The sequence below is a fragment of the Morganella morganii genome (genome assembly GCF_041099235.1).
Lineage (GTDB): Bacteria > Pseudomonadota > Gammaproteobacteria > Enterobacterales > Enterobacteriaceae > Morganella > Morganella morganii_E.
The window spans coordinates 262,136-280,282 of the sequence record NZ_JBFZSO010000005.1 but is presented as its reverse complement, the minus strand read 5'-3'; the positions used below and the strand labels follow the sequence as shown (position 1 = coordinate 280,282).

At 46.7% G+C, this 18,147-nt stretch carries 13 protein-coding genes; all 13 read left to right on the top strand.

Translation table 11 applies throughout. From position 1 onward, the window contains the following. The first annotated feature begins 9 nt into the window (after positions 1-9). Positions 10-630 carry a fimbrial protein gene (locus AB7038_RS11155; RefSeq protein ID WP_369453317.1) on the top strand — a complete coding sequence of 207 codons (621 nt, stop codon included), beginning with the start codon at positions 10-12 and terminating at the stop codon, positions 628-630. Positions 631-686: 56 nt separating this feature from the next. Then, complete coding sequence (locus AB7038_RS11150; RefSeq protein WP_368890304.1) at positions 687-1,451, top strand: molecular chaperone; 765 nt, start codon at positions 687-689, stop codon at positions 1,449-1,451. A gap of 68 nt (positions 1,452-1,519) precedes the next feature. Further along, positions 1,520-4,099, top strand: coding sequence for a fimbria/pilus outer membrane usher protein (locus AB7038_RS11145; protein WP_369453316.1), 2,580 nt, complete (start codon positions 1,520-1,522; stop codon positions 4,097-4,099). Continuing rightward, positions 4,090-4,704 carry a fimbrial protein gene (locus tag AB7038_RS11140; protein WP_368890306.1) on the top strand — a complete coding sequence of 205 codons (615 nt, stop codon included), beginning with the start codon at positions 4,090-4,092 and terminating at the stop codon, positions 4,702-4,704. Before AB7038_RS11145 ends, AB7038_RS11140 begins: the two co-directional genes overlap by 10 nt. A 201-nt stretch (positions 4,705-4,905) precedes the next feature. Continuing rightward, the gene (gene tssB / locus AB7038_RS11135; protein WP_072869741.1) at positions 4,906-5,439 is read left to right on the top strand and encodes a type VI secretion system contractile sheath small subunit; all 534 of its coding nucleotides are present in this window, start codon (positions 4,906-4,908) and stop codon (positions 5,437-5,439) included. Between the two features lie 20 nt (positions 5,440-5,459). Beyond that, positions 5,460-6,965, top strand: coding sequence for a type VI secretion system contractile sheath large subunit (tssC, locus tag AB7038_RS11130; RefSeq protein ID WP_072869742.1), 1,506 nt, complete (start codon positions 5,460-5,462; stop codon positions 6,963-6,965). A 169-nt stretch (positions 6,966-7,134) separates the two neighbouring features. Further along, on the top strand, positions 7,135-7,620 hold the full coding sequence (locus AB7038_RS11125; RefSeq protein WP_072869743.1) for an Hcp family type VI secretion system effector: 486 nt from the start codon (positions 7,135-7,137) through the stop codon (positions 7,618-7,620). Positions 7,621-7,794: 174 nt separating this feature from the next. Beyond that, the gene (gene tssJ, locus AB7038_RS11120) at positions 7,795-8,355 is read left to right on the top strand and encodes a type VI secretion system lipoprotein TssJ (RefSeq protein WP_368890307.1); all 561 of its coding nucleotides are present in this window, start codon (positions 7,795-7,797) and stop codon (positions 8,353-8,355) included. Positions 8,356-8,358: 3 nt separating this feature from the next. Next, the gene (gene tssK, locus AB7038_RS11115) at positions 8,359-9,705 is read left to right on the top strand and encodes a type VI secretion system baseplate subunit TssK (protein WP_072869745.1); all 1,347 of its coding nucleotides are present in this window, start codon (positions 8,359-8,361) and stop codon (positions 9,703-9,705) included. Then, positions 9,705-11,087, top strand: a complete 1,383-nt coding sequence (tssL, locus tag AB7038_RS11110) for a type VI secretion system protein TssL, long form (protein ID WP_368890309.1) — start codon at positions 9,705-9,707, stop codon at positions 11,085-11,087. The genes tssK and tssL overlap by 1 nt, the downstream gene beginning before the upstream one ends. Before the next feature lie 8 nt (positions 11,088-11,095). Then, the gene (gene tssM, locus AB7038_RS11105) at positions 11,096-14,992 is read left to right on the top strand and encodes a type VI secretion system membrane subunit TssM (RefSeq protein ID WP_369453315.1); all 3,897 of its coding nucleotides are present in this window, start codon (positions 11,096-11,098) and stop codon (positions 14,990-14,992) included. 104 nt (positions 14,993-15,096) lie between these two features. After that, a complete protein-coding gene (locus AB7038_RS11100) occupies positions 15,097-15,753 on the top strand; it encodes a hypothetical protein (protein WP_072869748.1) in 657 nt (218 codons plus the stop codon). A 48-nt stretch (positions 15,754-15,801) separates the two neighbouring features. Next, positions 15,802-18,147: type VI secretion system Vgr family protein (locus tag AB7038_RS11095; protein WP_369453314.1), on the top strand; the 2,346-nt coding region annotated here is incomplete at its 3' end.

The window sequence follows — 18,147 nt, the reverse complement described above, 5'->3', positions numbered from 1 at the left end:
AACCGTTTTATGGAAAGCAGTGAAGTATATAAATCATATATTAAGGATATAGATATGAACAAATTAAAGTTAGCATTATTAGTTGCTGGTGCTTTGGTTGCAGGTGTAAGTACCTCTGCTTCAGCGTTTGCACCGGAAGGACAGGGTCTTGTTCACTTTGAAGGCCGGTTGATTGATGAAACCTGTAAAATCACCAGTAAAAAAGAGCAGACTGTTACCCTGAAAGCGGCATCTATTAAAACGCTGACGAAGGTGGGTGATGAAGGTGGTTTTGAACCATTCCAGATTGATGTTGAATGCCCGGTACCACTTTCTGCAGCAACAGATCCTGTTAAAACTGTCGGTATTCACTTTGAACCGATCAGCGAAACAACAGACTGGGATACAAGCACCGGCAACCTGAAAAACAAGTTAACAGATGCAACCGGCGCTAAAAACGTACAGATTAAAATCTATGATACAACCGGCGGTACCCGGACTCATCAGAAAATTGGTACAACAGGTACTATGGTAGAACCAAAAGGTGACGGCAAAATGTCCTTCACTTATGTTGGTGGTTATTCCGCAGTTGGTCAGACATCTGTCGGTTTAGTTAAAGCAACAGTGATGTACACCTTACTGTATAAGTAATCGTTATGAAGGACAGAGCCATTATAGGCTCTGTCTTTTAATTATCAGAGGTTATTATGTTTTTAAACTCAGTAAAAACACTGCTGATTTTTTGCTTTTTTTCCGGCTTCGCCTACAGTGCGGTTGTTGTGGAAGGAACACGCATTATATTTGATGGCGGAAAAAAAGAGCAGGTTGCCCGGATTAATAACAAAGATGAAACTACGCCTGCACTTATTCAGGTATGGGTTGATGATGGTATTGATGTTAATAATATAAATAATCCGAAGATCCCTTTTATCATTACCCCGCCAATAACCCGTATTGAACCGGGTAAAGGCCAGAGTATCAGAATTGTTTATAATGGTATGACACTTCCACAGGATAAAGAATCGGCTTTTTATTTTAATGTTCTGGAAATTCCGCAGGAATCAGAAGCAAGTAAAAGTGCAGCACAGCGTCTGGATGTCGCATTTAAAACAAGAATTAAGCTTTTTTATCGCCCGGAATCCCTTCGTAAATCATCAGTATCAGATGAAACAGGTAAAATAAAATGGAGTGTTGTGGATGTTCCGGGGAAAGGTACCGGCCTGAAAGCAGAAAACCCGTCACCACTTTATATTTCGGTTGCTGCGGTAAACACAAAAATTAACGGAAAAGAGGTTGTTCTGGATGGTGATATGATCCCGCCGATGTCCTCAGCTGTATACACTCAAACCGGAGACTCTCAGAAATTAAGCGGAACTATATCTGAGTTTACTTTCGTCATTCTGAATGACTTTGGTGGCCAGGTTGCAACGAAAGTTGTTAAGTCAGGAGCCGGATTTGCTGTAGCAAAATAATACTGTTTAAAGGGATTTAATTCAGGCAGTTCACAGGGAATGTAACTGCCGATAACAGGAGTATTAGTATGAGACAATGTCAATGGAGATTAATGCTCTGTTCTTTTTTATTTCCGGCTGTATCATTCGGTAATACTACTCCATCGACGGATGAAGCAGATACTGACAATGATAAAGTGGAATATAATGCCAGTTTTGTTCAGGGTATTAATGTTGATGTCAGTGATTACAGTTATGGTAATCCTGTTCCTGAAGGAACGTATACCACAGATGTGATAATCAACAGCAATAACAGAGGAAAACGCAGTATCCCTTTTAAAATTACAACAAATAATAAGCAGGCGGATGCGTGTTTTACTCTGGAGCAAATTAAAGAATTAGGTATTATTCCTGATAGTGAACAGGGAGCTGGTAATAACAGCAATGTTGCTGAAACAGGAAGCTGCCATCCGTTGCCGTTTTTTGTCAGTTATGCGAAGGTTTATTATAACACAGCAGATTTGACACTGAATATTACTGTGCCTCAGGCAAGTCTGGCACAGGGATATTCGGATTATATCGACCCGTCCCGCTGGGATGCAGGAGTTACTGCACTGTTTGTTGATTACAATCTGAACAGTTATTTGACCAGTAATAAAAACGGGAACAGTAAAGATACTGATTATAATACCAATATTAACTGGATTGCGGGTTTTAACTATGGTGGCTGGCGCTTCAGAAACCGCAGTAACTCTGTATGGTCAAAAGATAAAAGTTTCAGCAATAAAAATATTCAGCTTTACGCGGAAACAGATATTACCCCCTGGCAAAGCCGGTTAACGCTGGGTGAAACCTTTACCAGTGGTCGTATTTTTGATTCCTATGGCATCAGAGGTGCAATTCTTGGCACAAATACGAAGATGCGGCCGGACTCTCTCAATAACTTTATTCCGGTTATTACCGGTATAGCCGACAGTAATGCCCGCGTTTTATTACGGCAGAATGATTACACCATTTATGAAACAACTGTTACACCAGGGCCGTTTGAGCTGCGGGATTATGGCGCTCTGGGAAATAACGGTACCTTACAGCTGGTGATTATTGAAGCTGACGGACGTGAAAAAGTTCAGGATATCGTCTTCTCTGCACCACCGATGATGTTACACCCGGACACGATTCAGTATGCGATTTCAGCAGGTGAACTGCGGGACGATTCAGCCGGTTCATCTCCTGTCGTGGTGGAAGGCGAATTCCTCCAGGGGATCAATAACTTTTTAACCTGGTATACCGGTTTTCAGCTATCGGAAAATTATCAGTCTGTTGCTATCGGTAATGCACTGAATACCCCGCTTGGTGGTATTTCTGTCGATATGACACATGCCAAAAGTGAACTGAAAGATACATCACAATCCGGTGAATCTTTCCGTATCAGTTACAGCCGTCTGTTTGAGGATACGGGCAGTAACGTAGTGGTATCCAGTTACCGCTACTCAAATAATGGTTATCTGAATTTTCGTGATGCGACAATGATCCGGGAACGCGGTGAAAATTATGATGAGCGCAGAACGGATGAAAACGGCCGGATAATTAACAGTTATCTGGCAGTCAGAGCCAAAAACCAGTATGCGCTGACATTTAATCAGCGTTTATGGGATAACAGTTCTGTCTCTGTGATGGGTAACTATTATGATTACTGGAATGCCAGAGATCCGTCGTCCCAGTGGACAATGTCCTATCAGCAATCGTTAGGTTTTCTTTCATACAGTCTGGCTTATCAGCGCGCCAAAACAAATGAAAACAGGTATGACAATACCTATGTGGTTAATGTCAGCATTCCGTTGTATCGCGGATATAACTATCAACCGGCATTTAATAATCTGTCACTGTCTGCGACCCGTAATGCGGATGGTAATACGGCGTTTCATACCTCTGCTTCAGGAACACAGGGGGAGCAGAATGAGTTCAGCTACGGTATTGGTGCGACGGCAAACTCTCATTCCGATGTCAGTGACAGCCTGAGCGGTTCGGCGAGTGTCAGAACAGCACTGGGAACCTATGGTATCACCGGCTCGATGGATAACAGATCAAGCCGCCAGGGCTCTGTTTCCGCAAACGGCAGTATTGTTGCACATGCCGGCGGAGTAACACTGGGTCCTCCAGTCGGTGATGCTCCTTTTGCCATTATTGAAGCTGAAGGGGCTGAGGGAGCCGCTGTACTGAGCGGCAGCGGCAGTAAAGTTGATGGCAGAGGATACGCTATCGCACCTTATCTGAATTCATACAGAGAAAACCGGGTGGGTCTTGATCCCGGTAAAGTCAGTCAGGACGTTGACTTAGTTGATGACCTGGCGGTGGTGGTTCCGCGTGATGGCGCCGTCCTCGCTGTGAAGGTTAAAACTAATGTCGGTAAACCGGTTGTGCTGATTGTTAAAGGCAAAAATGGCGAATTTTTACCAATCGGTACCAATATTTATAACGGCAGCGGTGAGTATCAGACTATTGTCGGTCAGGCAGGGATGGCGTATCTGCGGGGCTGGGATGGCAGCAGTGCTTTATCCGTCAAATCGGGTTCGGTGGGGGAATGTGTGATTAATCCGGAACAGAGTATTGCACAGAAAATATCTGCTGCAGCGGGCACAGTGGTTCAGGTGGAGGTTAAATGTATTTAATGAATATCATCAGAAATTGCGGAATATCATTACCTTCCTGTGTAATATCATTATTTATGTCTTTAGGAATATTTACATTCGCGAATACTAATGCCAGTGCTAATGTCATATGTCAGGACGGTTGTGATCTGAACAATATTAATGTTGAATTTAAAGGGATCTATCAGGAAGGTACCTGCGCTATTTCAATCAATGGTGCATTATCAGAAGAAACCGTAATATTACCTACTATTTCGTACCAGACATTATCATCTGCCGGAAATGAAGCAGGAGCGACAAAATTTACAGTTACCCTGAATAATTGTCCGACAAACGTTGAAGTGTTACTTTTTTTTAAAAGTTATAATAATAATTTGAGTCCGGCGACGGAAAACCTGAAGAATGATACCGGTGCCGGTTTGGCTGCAAATGTGGAACTCAGGTTACGTGACGAACAATTTAATCATATTAAAATAGATAATCAATTTTCAGGTCAGGTTTATACTATTCCCGGCGCGAATTCATCAGTTGTTAAAAGTTATTATGTTTCTTATTTTTCCGGTGCTAATGCTGTTTCTCCGGGGAATGTAAGATCAAGGTCAGTACTCGAAGTTGTCTATAAATAATCTGAAAAGTTCATTTGGGCATAATATGTTCACGATAAGCGGATTTATCTCAGTTTATATTTAGTAATAATGTTTATTATGTATAAACGCCTTTACTCATAGGTCTGGTGTTAATTTTATGGCTAATGAATGCGGCTAATTTGAGTGAAGTAATATTAGTAATTTTACTAATCAAATTAAACAAAAAAAGAGAAACACGGTATGAGAATTAATAACGGTAGTGCTCAGAAGTTCATAGCAAGAAACCGCGCTCCCCGCGTGCAGATTGAATATGATGTCGAAATTTACGGTAGCGAGAAAAAAATCGAATTGCCATTCGTGATGGGTGTATTAGCAGATTTATCCGGTAAGCCGTTAGAGCCGCTCCCGCCTGTTACTGACCGAAAATTCCTGAGCATCGATATTGATAATTTCGATGACCGCATGAAGAGCATGAAGCCGCGCGTGGCTTTTGCTGTGCCGAATACCTTAACCGGTGACGGTCAGCTGATGGTCGATATCACGTTTGAAAGCATGGATGATTTTGCGCCGGATGCGATTGCCCGCAAAATCGAGCCACTGGCTGAGCTGCTGGAAGCGCGCACTCAGTTAACTAACCTGCAAACCTACATGGATGGTAAGGCAGGGGCGGAAGGTCTGATCATGCAAATCCTGCAGGATAAAGAACTGCTGAAAACCCTGGCGTCTGCACCGAAGCGTGAAGACAAAGTTTCAGATCCGTCTCAGGACGATTAAGAATTGTAGGTGGCAGAACTATGTTAGCTCAAAATACTCAGAAAAATGCGGGCGCGAAAGCGACGCAGACGCACGAACAAAGTGATTTCAGCTCCCTGCTTGCGCAGGAGTTTAAATCAAAAACTGAACAGTCAAAAACGGCGGTTCAGAATGCAGTGAAAACGCTGGCTGAACAGGCACTGGCGAACTCTATTACGATTTCTTATGACGCGTATAAAAATATCGAGTCAATCATTGCGGAAATCGATCTGAAGATGTCAGAACAGATTAACCTGATTCTGCATCATAAAGAGTTCCAGCAGCTGGAAAGTGCATGGCGCGGCCTGCATTACCTGGTCAATAACACCGAAACCGACGAGAAACTGAAATTACGTTTCATGGATATCTCCAAGGATGAACTGCGCCGTAACATGAAACGCTACAAAGGCGTGGCATGGGATCAGAGCCCGCTGTTCAAACAGGTTTATGAAGAAGAATATGGCCAGTTAGGTGGCGAGCCGTACGGCTGCCTGGTTGCTGACTACTATTTCGATCATACTCCGCCGGATGTTGATCTGCTGGGGTCTATCGCGAAAGTGGCTGCATCTGCACACGTACCGTTTATCACCGGTGCATCTCCGTCTGTTATGCAGATGGATTCCTGGCAGGAGCTGTCCAACCCGCGTGACCTGACCAAAATCTTTACCCAGAACCTGGAATACGCAGCATGGAACTCACTGCGCCAGTCTGACGATGCCCGTTATATCGGTCTGGCCATGCCGCGCTTCCTGGCGCGTCTGCCGTACGGTATCCGTACCAACCCGGTTGACGAATTTGATTTTGAGGAAACCACTGACGGTTCTGATCACAGCAAATATTCATGGTCAAACGCGGCATATGCCATGGCTGTGAACATCAACCGCTCATTCAAACATTTTGGCTGGTGTACGCTTATCCGCGGTGTGGAAAGTGGTGGTGTGGTGGAAAACCTGCCGTGCCATACCTTCCCGAGCGATGACGGCGGCGTGGACATGAAATGTCCGACAGAAATTGCGATTTCTGACCGCCGTGAAGCGGAACTGTCCAAAAACGGTTTCATTCCGTTAATTCACCGTAAAAACACAGACTATGCAGCGTTTATCGGTGCGCAGTCTCTGCAGAAACCTGCGGAATATTATGATCCGGATGCAACGGCTAACGCCAACCTGTCAGCACGTCTGCCGTACATGTTTGCCTGCTCCCGTTTCGCGCATTATCTGAAATGTATCGTCCGTGACAAGATCGGTTCATTCAAAGAGCGTGATGACATGCAGAAATGGCTGAACGACTGGCTGATGAACTACGTTGACGGGGATCCGGCTAACTCTTCCCAGGAAACGAAAGCACGCCGTCCGCTGGCTGCCGCAGAAGTGGTGGTTGAGGATGTGGAAGGAAATCCGGGTTACTACCAGGCGAAATTCTTCCTGCGTCCGCACTTCCAGCTGGAAGGTCTGACTGTTTCTTTACGTATGGTCGCTAAATTACCGTCACTGAAAGGTGCTGCGTAATCGCGTCCTGAAATAATATTCTCTCGCTTCACAAAGGGAATAGCAGTTCATTGCCGGTGAGAACCATAAGGATAGCAGGTCCGATATCCGGCATAACAAAAGTGGTAACCACAGGGCGTGGTTACCTGTCAAAGTGATTTGATTAATGCATTAACAAGAGGAAATACAGATGGCTCAAGATATGTTTTTAAGAATCGCAGGCATCGATGGTGAAGCACAGGATCACTCACACAAGGATGAAATTGAAGTTCTGTCATGGCGCTGGGGTGTAAACCAGCAGTCTAACATGCACAGTGGTTCAGGCGGTGGTTCCGGTAAAGCAACTGTGGAAGATTTCACATTTGTTCACTATACCGACAAAGCAAGCCCGAACCTGCTGAGCTACTGCTTATCTGGTAAACACATCAAAGACATCCAGTTTACTGTCCGTAAAGCGGGTGGTACTCCGCTGGAATACCTGATCATTAAATTCACTGACGTTATCGTTACTGATGTTGCAATGCAGGGTTCTATCGAAGACGAAAGCCGTCCGCGTGAAGTGGTTAAATTCTCTTTCACTAAGATGACTCAGGAATATGTTATTCAGAATGCTGAAGGTAACAAAGCAGGTACTATCGCAGCTACCTACGATGTTAAAGCTAACCTGATCAGCTGATAACATTTTATGTCGGAATAAAACCTGCTGTTTTCAGGCAGCAGGTTTTTATCCCCGACAATTATTTTTATACATATTTAATTGTTTGCAATTTATGGTGGCGGACAATATTATTATTAATTATTCTTAGTTGTTTATACATATAAGCATTTTCATAATGCCAGGCATGGTTATATGTCCTATAATACAGAAAAAAATCATACCCTTTTTAAGGTGACGAATATCCTGTTTGCCCTGGTAATATCCTTTCTGATAACCGGGTGCAGTTTTTTCAGTACTTCAAAGTCAACCCCGTCTGAAGCTAACTCCGCATCAGAACTAAAAATTAGTTTGGTGGCCAGCGCTGAAATCAATAAAAGTAAAAACCAACTGCCATCACCACTGAACATATTTGTTTATGCTGTGAAATCAAAACAATCATTTTTAAGTACGGATTATTTAACATATTTATATAAAAACCAGCCTGACCCTGAAAATGAAATGCTTATTCTGGAATATATAATCAGGCCGGGCGAAACGAAAATAATCAATTATAAAATTAATTCAGAGTTTCCCTATATCGGGGTGATCGCAGCTTATAAAGATATCAGTAACGCCAAATGGAGTGCCGTATATCCGTTATCAAGTTTGCGCGGCGCAACATGGACTGAAAAGTACATTTTATTTACCGGGCCTGAACATGAAATTAAAGTCTTATTTTCAAATTCAGTTGTGTCAATCAAAGAGAATGGATGAGTTGTGAGAACAAATAAAGTCGTATGGAGTGAGGGATTGTTCCTGCGCCCTCAGCTATTCCAGCAGCAAGAACGTTATTTTGAATATATTGCTCATAAACGTGCAGCGACCATTAGTCCGTTCTTCTGGGGTTTTGCACAATACGAGATTGATCGTGAGGCATTGTCTTATGGCAAGCTGGTCTTACGTTCAGGGCAGGGGGTCTTCCCTGATGGTACGCCATTCGGGATCCCGGGCCATGATGAGCAGCCTGAACCTTTAACCATTACAGCCGAACATCTCGGAAAGATGATTTATCTGGCTGTACCGCTGCGTCTTGATAACAGCGATGAAACGATTTTTGATGAATTTGATACCAGTTCATTAGCCCGTTTCTCTTCGTATGAAGAAGAAATTAATGATACCAACGCCGTGCGCCAGGGACCGAAACCGATCCAGCTGGCGCGTATGCGTTTGCGCCTGATGCCGGAAACGGAAATGACAGAATCATGGATTGGTATCTCGCTGGCGAAAGTCAAAGCTATTCAGCCGGACGGCAGTGTGCTGCTGCATTTTGAGGATCATATCCCGCCGGTTACCGGTTATGCCGCCAACTATCTGCTGATGGAGTGGATCACTCACTTAAACGGACTGGTAAAAATGCGGGCGGATATGCTGGCATCCCGTCTGGCGTCCAGCGACGGCAAAGCCAGCGCCAGTGCGGAAGTGGTCGATTATCTGTTACTGCAGATCTTCAACAAATATGAGCCGATCTTAAACCATCTGCGTCATATTCCGGAAACCGCGCCGATTGTGATTTATGAGGAACTGGCGAAGTTTGCCGGTGAATTATCCACATTCCTGCGGGCGAAAACACGCAGGCCGAATGTGGCGCCGGGCTATGACCACGCAAATCTGTATGCGTCTATCAGACCGCTGGTGGATGAAGTGCACGGTCTGCTTAACCAGATGCTGGTGCGTTCCGGTCAGAGTATTCCGCTGGTGCGTCAGGAGCACGGTGTCTGGACGGCATCGGTTATTCCGAGCGAACTGCGCGGGTTCTCCAACCTGGTGCTCGCCGCATCATCGCAGTTGCCGCAGGATGTTATGCAGCATCAGTTTGTGGCACAGACCAAAATCAGCTCACCGCATAAACTTCAGGAACTGGTCCGTTCCCACCTTCCGGGTCTGATTTTACGCAATCTGCCGGTTCCGCCGAGACAAATACCTTATACCTCCGGATATCTGTACTTTGAACTGATGAAGCAGGGGCCTTACTGGGAAAATATTCTCAACAGCGGCTCGCTCGCCCTTCACGTTGCAGGGGACTTCCCGGGGATACGGCTTGAGCTTTGGGGCGTGAGGGATTAATGAACCTGTTCAATGACAATTACGGTGATGATGACGATCAGGACAAAAAAGGTCCTGATGGTGCATCGGCGGATCATCATGAAGAGCAATCCCCCCAGTCAATGGGGGCTTTTCTGCATGATGACGGTAGTTTTTTTGCGCCGCTGGACAGTGATCCGCTGGCCAAAGATGAAATCGATTACCGTGATCTTGCAATTAAGAGCGAAAGTATCCAGGCCCGGATCCAGCGTGTCAGCCGGGCGGAAGATCCGTTACTTGAGGCTGTGCAGCCGCTGCTGCGGGCACTGAGTGAACTGCCGGAACAGGTCGCTGACCTGAAACAGGTGGAGATCCTCAAAAAGAGTCTGAAAAACGAAATAGCCACTTTTACCGCTGTATGTGATGCGGTGAGTATTCCGTGGCAGAAAATGGCCATTATCCGTTATGCCATTTGTACCGCAATCGATGAATCCATCCACTCCAAAGCCTGGGGACTGGCTTCCGGCTGGTCGCAGAGCAACCTGCTGAACCACTTTGAAGGGGATAACGACGGGGGGAATAAATTCTTCCTCCTGATAGGCCGTTTGTCCATGAACCCGCAGGAATATACCGATGTGCTGGACATTCTGTCCCGTATTCTCGGTCTCGGGTTTGAAGGCCGTTACAGCATCATCGAAAACGGCGATCGCCAGCTGAATAAAATCCGCCAGCGTCTGCTGTCGTTACAACAGAGTACCCGTGACTCAGTGCCGGCAGCGTTATCGCCGAATGCAATAGTGACCCGGGAAGATCATGAAGTGCGCCGGATATATCTGCCGGTACGTATTTCCCTGATTATCTGTGCATTTATTCTCATCAGCCTGTTTTCCGTCTTTAAATACTGGCTCTCCGTTGATCTCGGGGAGTTTAACGACCGGGTTGCATCACTGAAACGTGGTGATCTGAAACATACTCAGCTGGCCATCAGTGTACCGAGGCTGCGTCTGGCTATTCTGCTTAAAGATGAAATTGCCAAAGGGCTGGTTGAGGTGGATGAAACCGGCCCGCAAAGTATTGTCACGTTCCGTGGTGATGCGATGTTCCTGTCCGGACGGAAAGAAGTCAAACCTGAAATGGACAAAATCCTCACCCGTGTGGCGGATGAAGTGAAACGTGTTGACGGTAAGGTGGTGATTACCGGACACACGGATAACGTGCCTATCGGACGGGCTAAGTTTGCCAGTAACGAGGAGCTCTCGCTGAAACGTGCTGAATCTGTGGGGGACTTCTTTGTGAAAGCGGGGATCCCGGCGCAGGGCATTGAGACGAAAGGCATGGGGGCTTCACTACCGATCAGCAGTAATAAAGATGAACAAGGGCGTGCGCTTAACCGTCGCGTTGTCGTTTATGTTACCTATCTGTGAGTTATAAAATGTCATTCTGGAATCGAACATTTGCACTGCGGTTTTTAAAAAGATTTCTGATATTTCTCTTCTTTTTATTAGCAGCCGCCATCATATGGTACCTGGGACCGACATTCGGCTATGGTGAGATCCGTCCGCTGGAAGACGCGGTACCGCGGATCATCTTCATTGTTCTGCTGGCCGTTATTTTTATCGGACTCTGGTGCCGTGTTCCCTGTTTTCTGCTCGCGGTACTGACGCTCTGCGTGACATTCTGGGTCTTCTCGCCCTATCTGCTGCTCGGGGATACCTATCCGTTTGAGGAAACCACACCACGCCTGATTGTTATCGGGGTCATTACGCTGGTGACACTGCTGTATTGTGTCTGGCTGCTGATCTCCATGCTGCGTTACAACCCGGAAAAACTGGATCGCTTTTTTAAGAAAAGCAAAATTGATCCGGTCCGCACCGCTGAGCACTACCGGGAAGTGGTCGCGGTTATCAATAATGCAGCCCGTTATGTGGCGCATACCGGCCGTAAAATTTCCCGCTGGAGTCATTTCTGGCGCCCGAAAAAGGTGGTTTACGATCTGCCGTGGTACATGATGCTGGGTCCGAAGGACTCCGGTAAAACCACCGCAGTGCTGTCATCCGGCCAGGAATTCCCGTTACCGGAACAATTGCTGCGCGTTTCCCGTGAAAGTACACCAACCGCAAACTGCGAATGCTGGTTTACCAACGAAGCTATCTTCGTTGATACTTCCGGTAAATACATTGATGAATCAGATGAAAACGCGGGTGAGTGGGAAGCGCTGGTTAAGGCGATTAAGAAAAACCGTCCGCTGAAATCACTCAACGGTGTGGTGGTCACCATTCCGGTGACTGACCTGATGGGCAAAGATAAGAAAGAGCTGTACGCCTTATCATCAAAATTCAGAACACAACTGGATATGCTGCGCCATGAATTAGGGGTGCGTTTTCCGGTGTATGTGATGATCACCAAGATGGATATGGTGTCCGGTTTTGATGAATACTTCCGCTCGCTGACTGTGGAAGAACGCGATCAGATCTGGGGCTTTACGCTGCCGTTTGGTGAGAAAAAGAAAAAATCCGATGCGATTGTCGAGATCCGCGATGTACTGCGCAATGAGTTATCCGCGCTGGAGAGCCGTCTCGATAAAGACATGACCGCACGTATGCTGGATGAATATGATGTCATCACGCGTAAACGTATGTATCAGTTGCCGCAGGATTTCCGGTTACTGGCAGACTCTATTACCGAGTTTGGTCAGAACGTTTTCTCTCCGTCCCGTTATGACGATACGCAGAAATTTACCTCTCTGCGCGGCATCTATTTTGCCAGCAGCACACAGTCAACCATGCAGTCTCTGCTCAACCCGAACACCATTGTTCAGAAATGGCGGGATATGGCAAACAGCCTGGGGGATGTGGTTACTGACAAAGCAGAGGATACGGAAGATCGCCTGGTTCAGGAAACCGTCAACGGTAAGCATTTCTTCCTGAAGCAGTTGTTTGAGAACTTTATCCGCGACCGCAACCTGGTGCGTTATAACCTGGCACTGACTGCCAGATATCGCTTCCAGACACTGGCAGGACATCTGCTGACAATCCTGCTGACGGTCTGGCTCTGTTATGCACTGGTGATCAGTTATCATAACAACCGGGACTATCTGGATGATGCGACGGTGAAAGTGGAGCAGGTATCAACGGTGCTGGATGAGTATCTGGAAAATAACAGTGACGGCCTGCTGGCGAAGATGCTCTCACTGACTCAGGATATTCCGGTGCTGGGCGTGTTTGACTTTAAAGACCCGCGTCTGTCTTACCGTTACGGCCTGTATGTCGGTTTCGATATCCGCGAGGAATCAGACAGGATTTATCAGTATTTCCTGCAGCGCTGGATGCTGTTCTCACTCGAGCGGATGGCTGAGAAATCCCTGTTTGATGCCGTGACGGCCGATGATTCAGACACCATTTACGACAAACTGAAAACCTATCTGATGCTGCACGGTGAAGGTAAATTTGATAAAGATTACCTGATTAAAACGCTGACAGAAGAAGCCCGGGCAAACCGGATGATCGAAAACTACGGTCAGACCATTGTCTTTGTGTCTCACCTGGAAGAGTTGTTTAACGATCCGCAGTGGAATCAGTACAACCCTGAGATTAATGACCGCCTTGTGGCTGCCGCACGTGTGGTTCTGCAAAAAAAGCCGTTAGCCTCTCGCCTGTACCAGAAAGTTAAAGAACAGGCGATGACGGAGGCGCCTGAAAATATAACACTGAACAAGCTGGCCGGTGACCAGCTGGGCAGTATTCTGGAAATCAGTGATGAATCACTGGCACTGAACGGTATCCCCGGCATTTTTACCAATGCCGGGTATCATCAGGTTTTTAAAAAAAAACTGACGGAGTACGTGAAGAATATCCAGAGTGAGGACAGCTGGATCACCGGACAGAAAAGTGAAACCCGTCCGGTCGATATCAAACAGCTGGACGGCTTTTATATGACGGAGACAGAAGAAGCGGTACTGAAACTCTATCTTCAGGAATATGTGTCAGTCTGGAATCAGTTCCTCACCGGTATTCAGCTGAAGAAAATCGTGCCGGATGCGGCGGTGGGAAACGATACCACATTTGATATGTATGCTTTGCAGATCCTCAGTGCGCCGGATTCACCGCTGATTGATATGGTCACACAAATCGGCCATGAAACGGCATTATCCGTCGATTTTGCCAAACAGGAATCGCAAATGCCGGATCTGTCCAAAACTCAGGCCGGGCGGAATCTGACAACCGGGCGTCTGGGGTCGGTCACCCGTAACCTGAAAGATATTCAGACAGTGAAGGACGCATTGTCACAGCGGGAAACCAAAATCCTGTATGACAATGTGGATCGCCGTTTCTCATCACTGCACCGCTTAATTAATCTGGATACCTCGCCGCAGCCCGGAAACCGGAAAATACCGGCAGGACAGGGCGGGGATAACGGGCTGAATAAAATCGTCAGTATGCTGGGGGATCAGCATAACTATCTGGTGATCACGGAATCGGCAATGGAGGACGGCAGTGCGCTGCCTTACCCGTCAGAGGCGGAAAAACGTCTGAAAGCGGAGTCCCGGCTCTGGCCGGCACCGCTTAAAGCGATCATCATGCCGCTGCTGGGCGGAATATCCGTAAAGCTCAGTCAGCAGTTCACGCTGCAAAGTAATGAAGCGGTCAAAATGGAATTAGGCGACATGTGTGTCGCCTCTTTTCAGGGTAACTATCCCTTTGCGGACAGCGAAGAGGAGGTCAGCCTCGAAGAGTTTGAGGTTTTTTTCGGCCCCAACGGCATAGTGGATGCTTATTATAAAGAGAACCTGGAAAAGCTGGTGGATACCAGTGTGTCACCATGGCGTTATAAACGGGAAGATCTGCGCGGAAATGAAGACCGGGAGGTGCTGCGTTTTTTCGAACAGGCCCGGGAGATCAAAAAAGCCTTTTTTCGTAACGGGATGAGTGAGAATGTTTCTTTCAGTTTTACCGCAAGTATCCCGGCATTATCGCCGCGGATTCTGCAGTTTGGGATTAATATTAACGGAACAGCACTGACTTACAAACACGGACCGGTCTGGCCGAAATCATTTAAATGGCCGGAGCAGGATACGGAAAATACCATCACGATGAATGCGGTTTCCGCCGATAATTCTGATAACACCGAAGAACGCGTTCTTATGGGCGAATGGGCATTGTTACACTGGATGGATATGGCGGGCGAGCAAAAAAATACATCGGCGGCCAAACAGACTCTCATTTACCGGCTGGGTGATCAAAAGGTCAGTATAAATATCAACGGATTAAACTATAAAGGAAAGCCGGTTAATAAAATCCTGAAGAACTTTAAGTGTCCGGCGAATATTTAAATAATAGGTGTTTATAATTAAGAATATTCGTTGCTTATTTAATTGTGGACTTTTCCTATTAATTACCAGAGCGATTTCCTTATATTGATAAATGGCTGCTTATTATGAAAATAAAGACAATTTTCTCAGGATTGGGAAATAGTTCAGGAAGAAACAGAATTAAGGGTAATCACGTAATTCAGCGTGTTATCCGCCAGTGCAGCCAATTAAATATCAATCAATCGCTTAATAGCAGAGTGATTACAGAACAATTTCCGTGGTGTTTTGTTGTACCGGTATCAGAAAAGAAAGACGCATTTTATCTCGGTGCTTTCAGTTTCCTCAGTGATGATAAATGCGTGGTTCTGTACACGAAGGCTGCGGATAAATGGACAATCAGACACCTGAGTACGGTATCAAATGTTATTTTCTGGTGTTCACGGATAATCGCATTTCATATTGAAAATGAAAATTGTGTGATTGATGAAAAGAAATTAAGAAACTGGGTTACGTCGCTGCAACGATATTACTCTCCGCTGTGGGAATCAGTTCTCCTGAAACCCCGGTTTCAGTTTAAGAACAATTCGGACGTTCTGATATCTGAAATGACGTATACGGATTGTAATATCAATGACAATGGAGGAGTTAGCGCGATGCCATGGATGAATTGGCCTCATTGTATTAAGTCTTTTGACTCTGCCTGGCTATGGCGTCTGAATCGGCAGGGAAACATTTTAGACTCAATTAAGACAGATATCAGAAACACGGATGTCTCCGTTTAATTATGTACTTAATACAAATTTGATTTGTATCAAACCATAGGTGTGAATATGCCTCGAACAATAACTTTGTATTGCTCGGCAATGCCGGAACTAGCCGGTGAGCCGGGCTTAGCAATATCAACACTGGAGGGCGAGGAAGCCCTGTCAGCGTTGTATCAGTATAAGGTGGTTGCGAAAACACCCGCAAACCCGGCCATTCCGTGGCAGGTTGCGGCAAACCTTGATCTGAAAAAATTTATCGGGCAGCAGATGACCGTTATTATCGAGCTGGATGGTAACGGGCTGGAAGTCGGACGTGGTTCCGGTAAGGGACACAGAGAGGTTACGGGGCTTGTTGAGCGTGCCCGTTTTGTCGGCCGGGATGAAAACCAGGCGATGTACGAATTTATCATACGTCCGTGGCTGAATCTGACCACACTGACCTCTGACTATAAAATTTTCCAGCAGAAGTCGGTCGTGGATATTCTTGATGAAGTTTTAACGGATTATCACTTCCCGATCGAAAAGCGTCTGTCTGCCATTTATCCGCCGCTTGATTATCAGGTGCAGTATGGGGAAACCGACTTTGATTTCGTCCAGCGCCTGATGGAAGAGTGGGGGATCTACTGGTTTTATGAACATTCGGATCTGAAGAATCGTCTGGTGCTTGTTGACCATGTCGGCGCGCATAAACGGACATCCAGTCCGGCGTATCATACATTGCGGTATGAGTCAGATAAGCCGAAAGATGGTCAGGAATATATCGATCAGTTTGGTGCTCAGGAAACGGTTACCTCAGGACGTTGGTTTACCTCGGATTATGACTTTAAAAAGTCCCGTGCTGATATTTCCGCGCTGGATAAAAAGCCGCGTAAAACCAACTATAACGAATATGAGCAATACCAGTGGCCGGGGGATTATGATGATCCGCAAGTGGGCGAATTCCTGGCGCGTGTCCGCAGTGAGGAGCAGGGGTGTCTGGGTTCCAGAGCTGCCGGTTCCGGTGAAATTCGCTCTGTTGTCTGTGGTACAACGTTTACACTGGAAAACTATCCTCAGTCTAAAGCAAACCGCGAATACCTGGTGATTTCAAATCAGTTGCGGGCAACTGAAATTAACCAGCAGTCTGACAGTGATGATTTCAGTATTTACACCAGCTTTGTGGTGCAGCCGACAACGAAAGTTTACCGGCCGCCACAGACCATTGCTAAGCCGTTTACCCGCGGCCCGCAAACCGCTCTGGTTGTCGGACCGGAAGGTGAAACGGTCTGGACCGATGAATATGGCCGGGTAAAAGTCCGCTTTATGTGGGATCGCTATGGTAAAAATACCGACGCGGATTCCTGCTGGATTCGTGTCGGGCAGTCATGGGCCGGAGATAATTACGGTGGTATTTATATTCCGCGTGTCGGTCAGGAAGTTATTGTGGATTTTCTGCACGGGGATCCGGATCGTCCGATGATTATCGGCAGTCTGTACAATAACGCAACACCGCCACCGTGGGATCTGCCGGCAAACCGGACACAAAGTGGTTTAATCAGCCGTACTATCGGCGGTGGTAAAACCAACTATAACGGCATTCGTTTTGATGATAAACCGGGACTGGAAGAGTATTGGGAACAGGCGGAACGAAACATGTCCCGTGTGACCAAACTGAATGAGACTCAGCTTATCGGGGTCAACCATTCCCAGACTATTGGTGTGAACTCGGATTCCACTATCGGGGTCAACCGCAGTGAAACGGTCGGGGTGAACAAGAGCAGCATGGTAGGGGCCAACAGCAGCCAGATTGTGGGTGCTAACTTCTCCCAGGATGTTGTCGGTATGGCCTCCCGTATTGTCGGTCTGTCGGACTCTATTATTATCGGCGGGGCGTTCAGCGGGATCTACGGTGCCGGACATTCAATGAATATTGCTGCAGCCAGTTCCTATAACGTAGGTGGTGCTTATGCCATCAACGTCGGCGGGGCTCATTCCACCAACGTCGGGGGGTATCACTCGATTGCGGTTGGTGGTGCGATGCAGGTTGGTGTCGGTGGTGCGTTTGCACTGACTTCCGGCGGTGAACTGGCGATTGGTTGTCTCGGTTCGCTGGTGATTACTGCGGATCATATCAAGATCAAAGCTAAAAATGGTTTGATTGTGGATGGGGCAAACACCTACCTTAACCCGGGTGTTAATGCGCACGCCCGCGGGTTTGGTACTCAGCCGGGCAGTCCGGTGGCTGTCGGTGCTCCGGCCATGCCGGGATTACCGGGATTTTTCTTCTTCCTGGTTATTCCTGTACCACCAATTACACCGCCGACATTTACCACACCGCCACCACCGACAACGTCGCCGACACCGTCGATAACGACACCGACGACACCTACGCCAACAGTGACACCGACAGTGACGCCAACAGTGACACCGACA

Excerpts from the sequence above, each read along its gene's own strand:
- AB7038_RS11155 (WP_369453317.1), top strand. The coding sequence starts at position 10 with ATGGAAAGCAGTGAAGTATATAAATCATATATTAAGGATATAGATATG.
- AB7038_RS11150 (WP_368890304.1), top strand. The coding sequence starts at position 687 with ATGTTTTTAAACTCAGTAAAAACACTGCTGATTTTTTGCTTTTTTTCC.
- AB7038_RS11145 (WP_369453316.1), top strand. The coding sequence starts at position 1,520 with ATGAGACAATGTCAATGGAGATTAATGCTCTGTTCTTTTTTATTTCCG.
- AB7038_RS11140 (WP_368890306.1), top strand. The coding sequence starts at position 4,090 with ATGTATTTAATGAATATCATCAGAAATTGCGGAATATCATTACCTTCC.
- tssB (WP_072869741.1), top strand. The coding sequence starts at position 4,906 with ATGAGAATTAATAACGGTAGTGCTCAGAAGTTCATAGCAAGAAACCGC.
- tssC (WP_072869742.1), top strand. The coding sequence starts at position 5,460 with ATGTTAGCTCAAAATACTCAGAAAAATGCGGGCGCGAAAGCGACGCAG.
- AB7038_RS11125 (WP_072869743.1), top strand. The coding sequence starts at position 7,135 with ATGGCTCAAGATATGTTTTTAAGAATCGCAGGCATCGATGGTGAAGCA.
- tssJ (WP_368890307.1), top strand. The coding sequence starts at position 7,795 with ATGTCCTATAATACAGAAAAAAATCATACCCTTTTTAAGGTGACGAAT.
- tssL (WP_368890309.1), top strand. The coding sequence starts at position 9,705 with ATGAACCTGTTCAATGACAATTACGGTGATGATGACGATCAGGACAAA.
- tssM (WP_369453315.1), top strand. The coding sequence starts at position 11,096 with ATGTCATTCTGGAATCGAACATTTGCACTGCGGTTTTTAAAAAGATTT.
- AB7038_RS11100 (WP_072869748.1), top strand. The coding sequence starts at position 15,097 with ATGAAAATAAAGACAATTTTCTCAGGATTGGGAAATAGTTCAGGAAGA.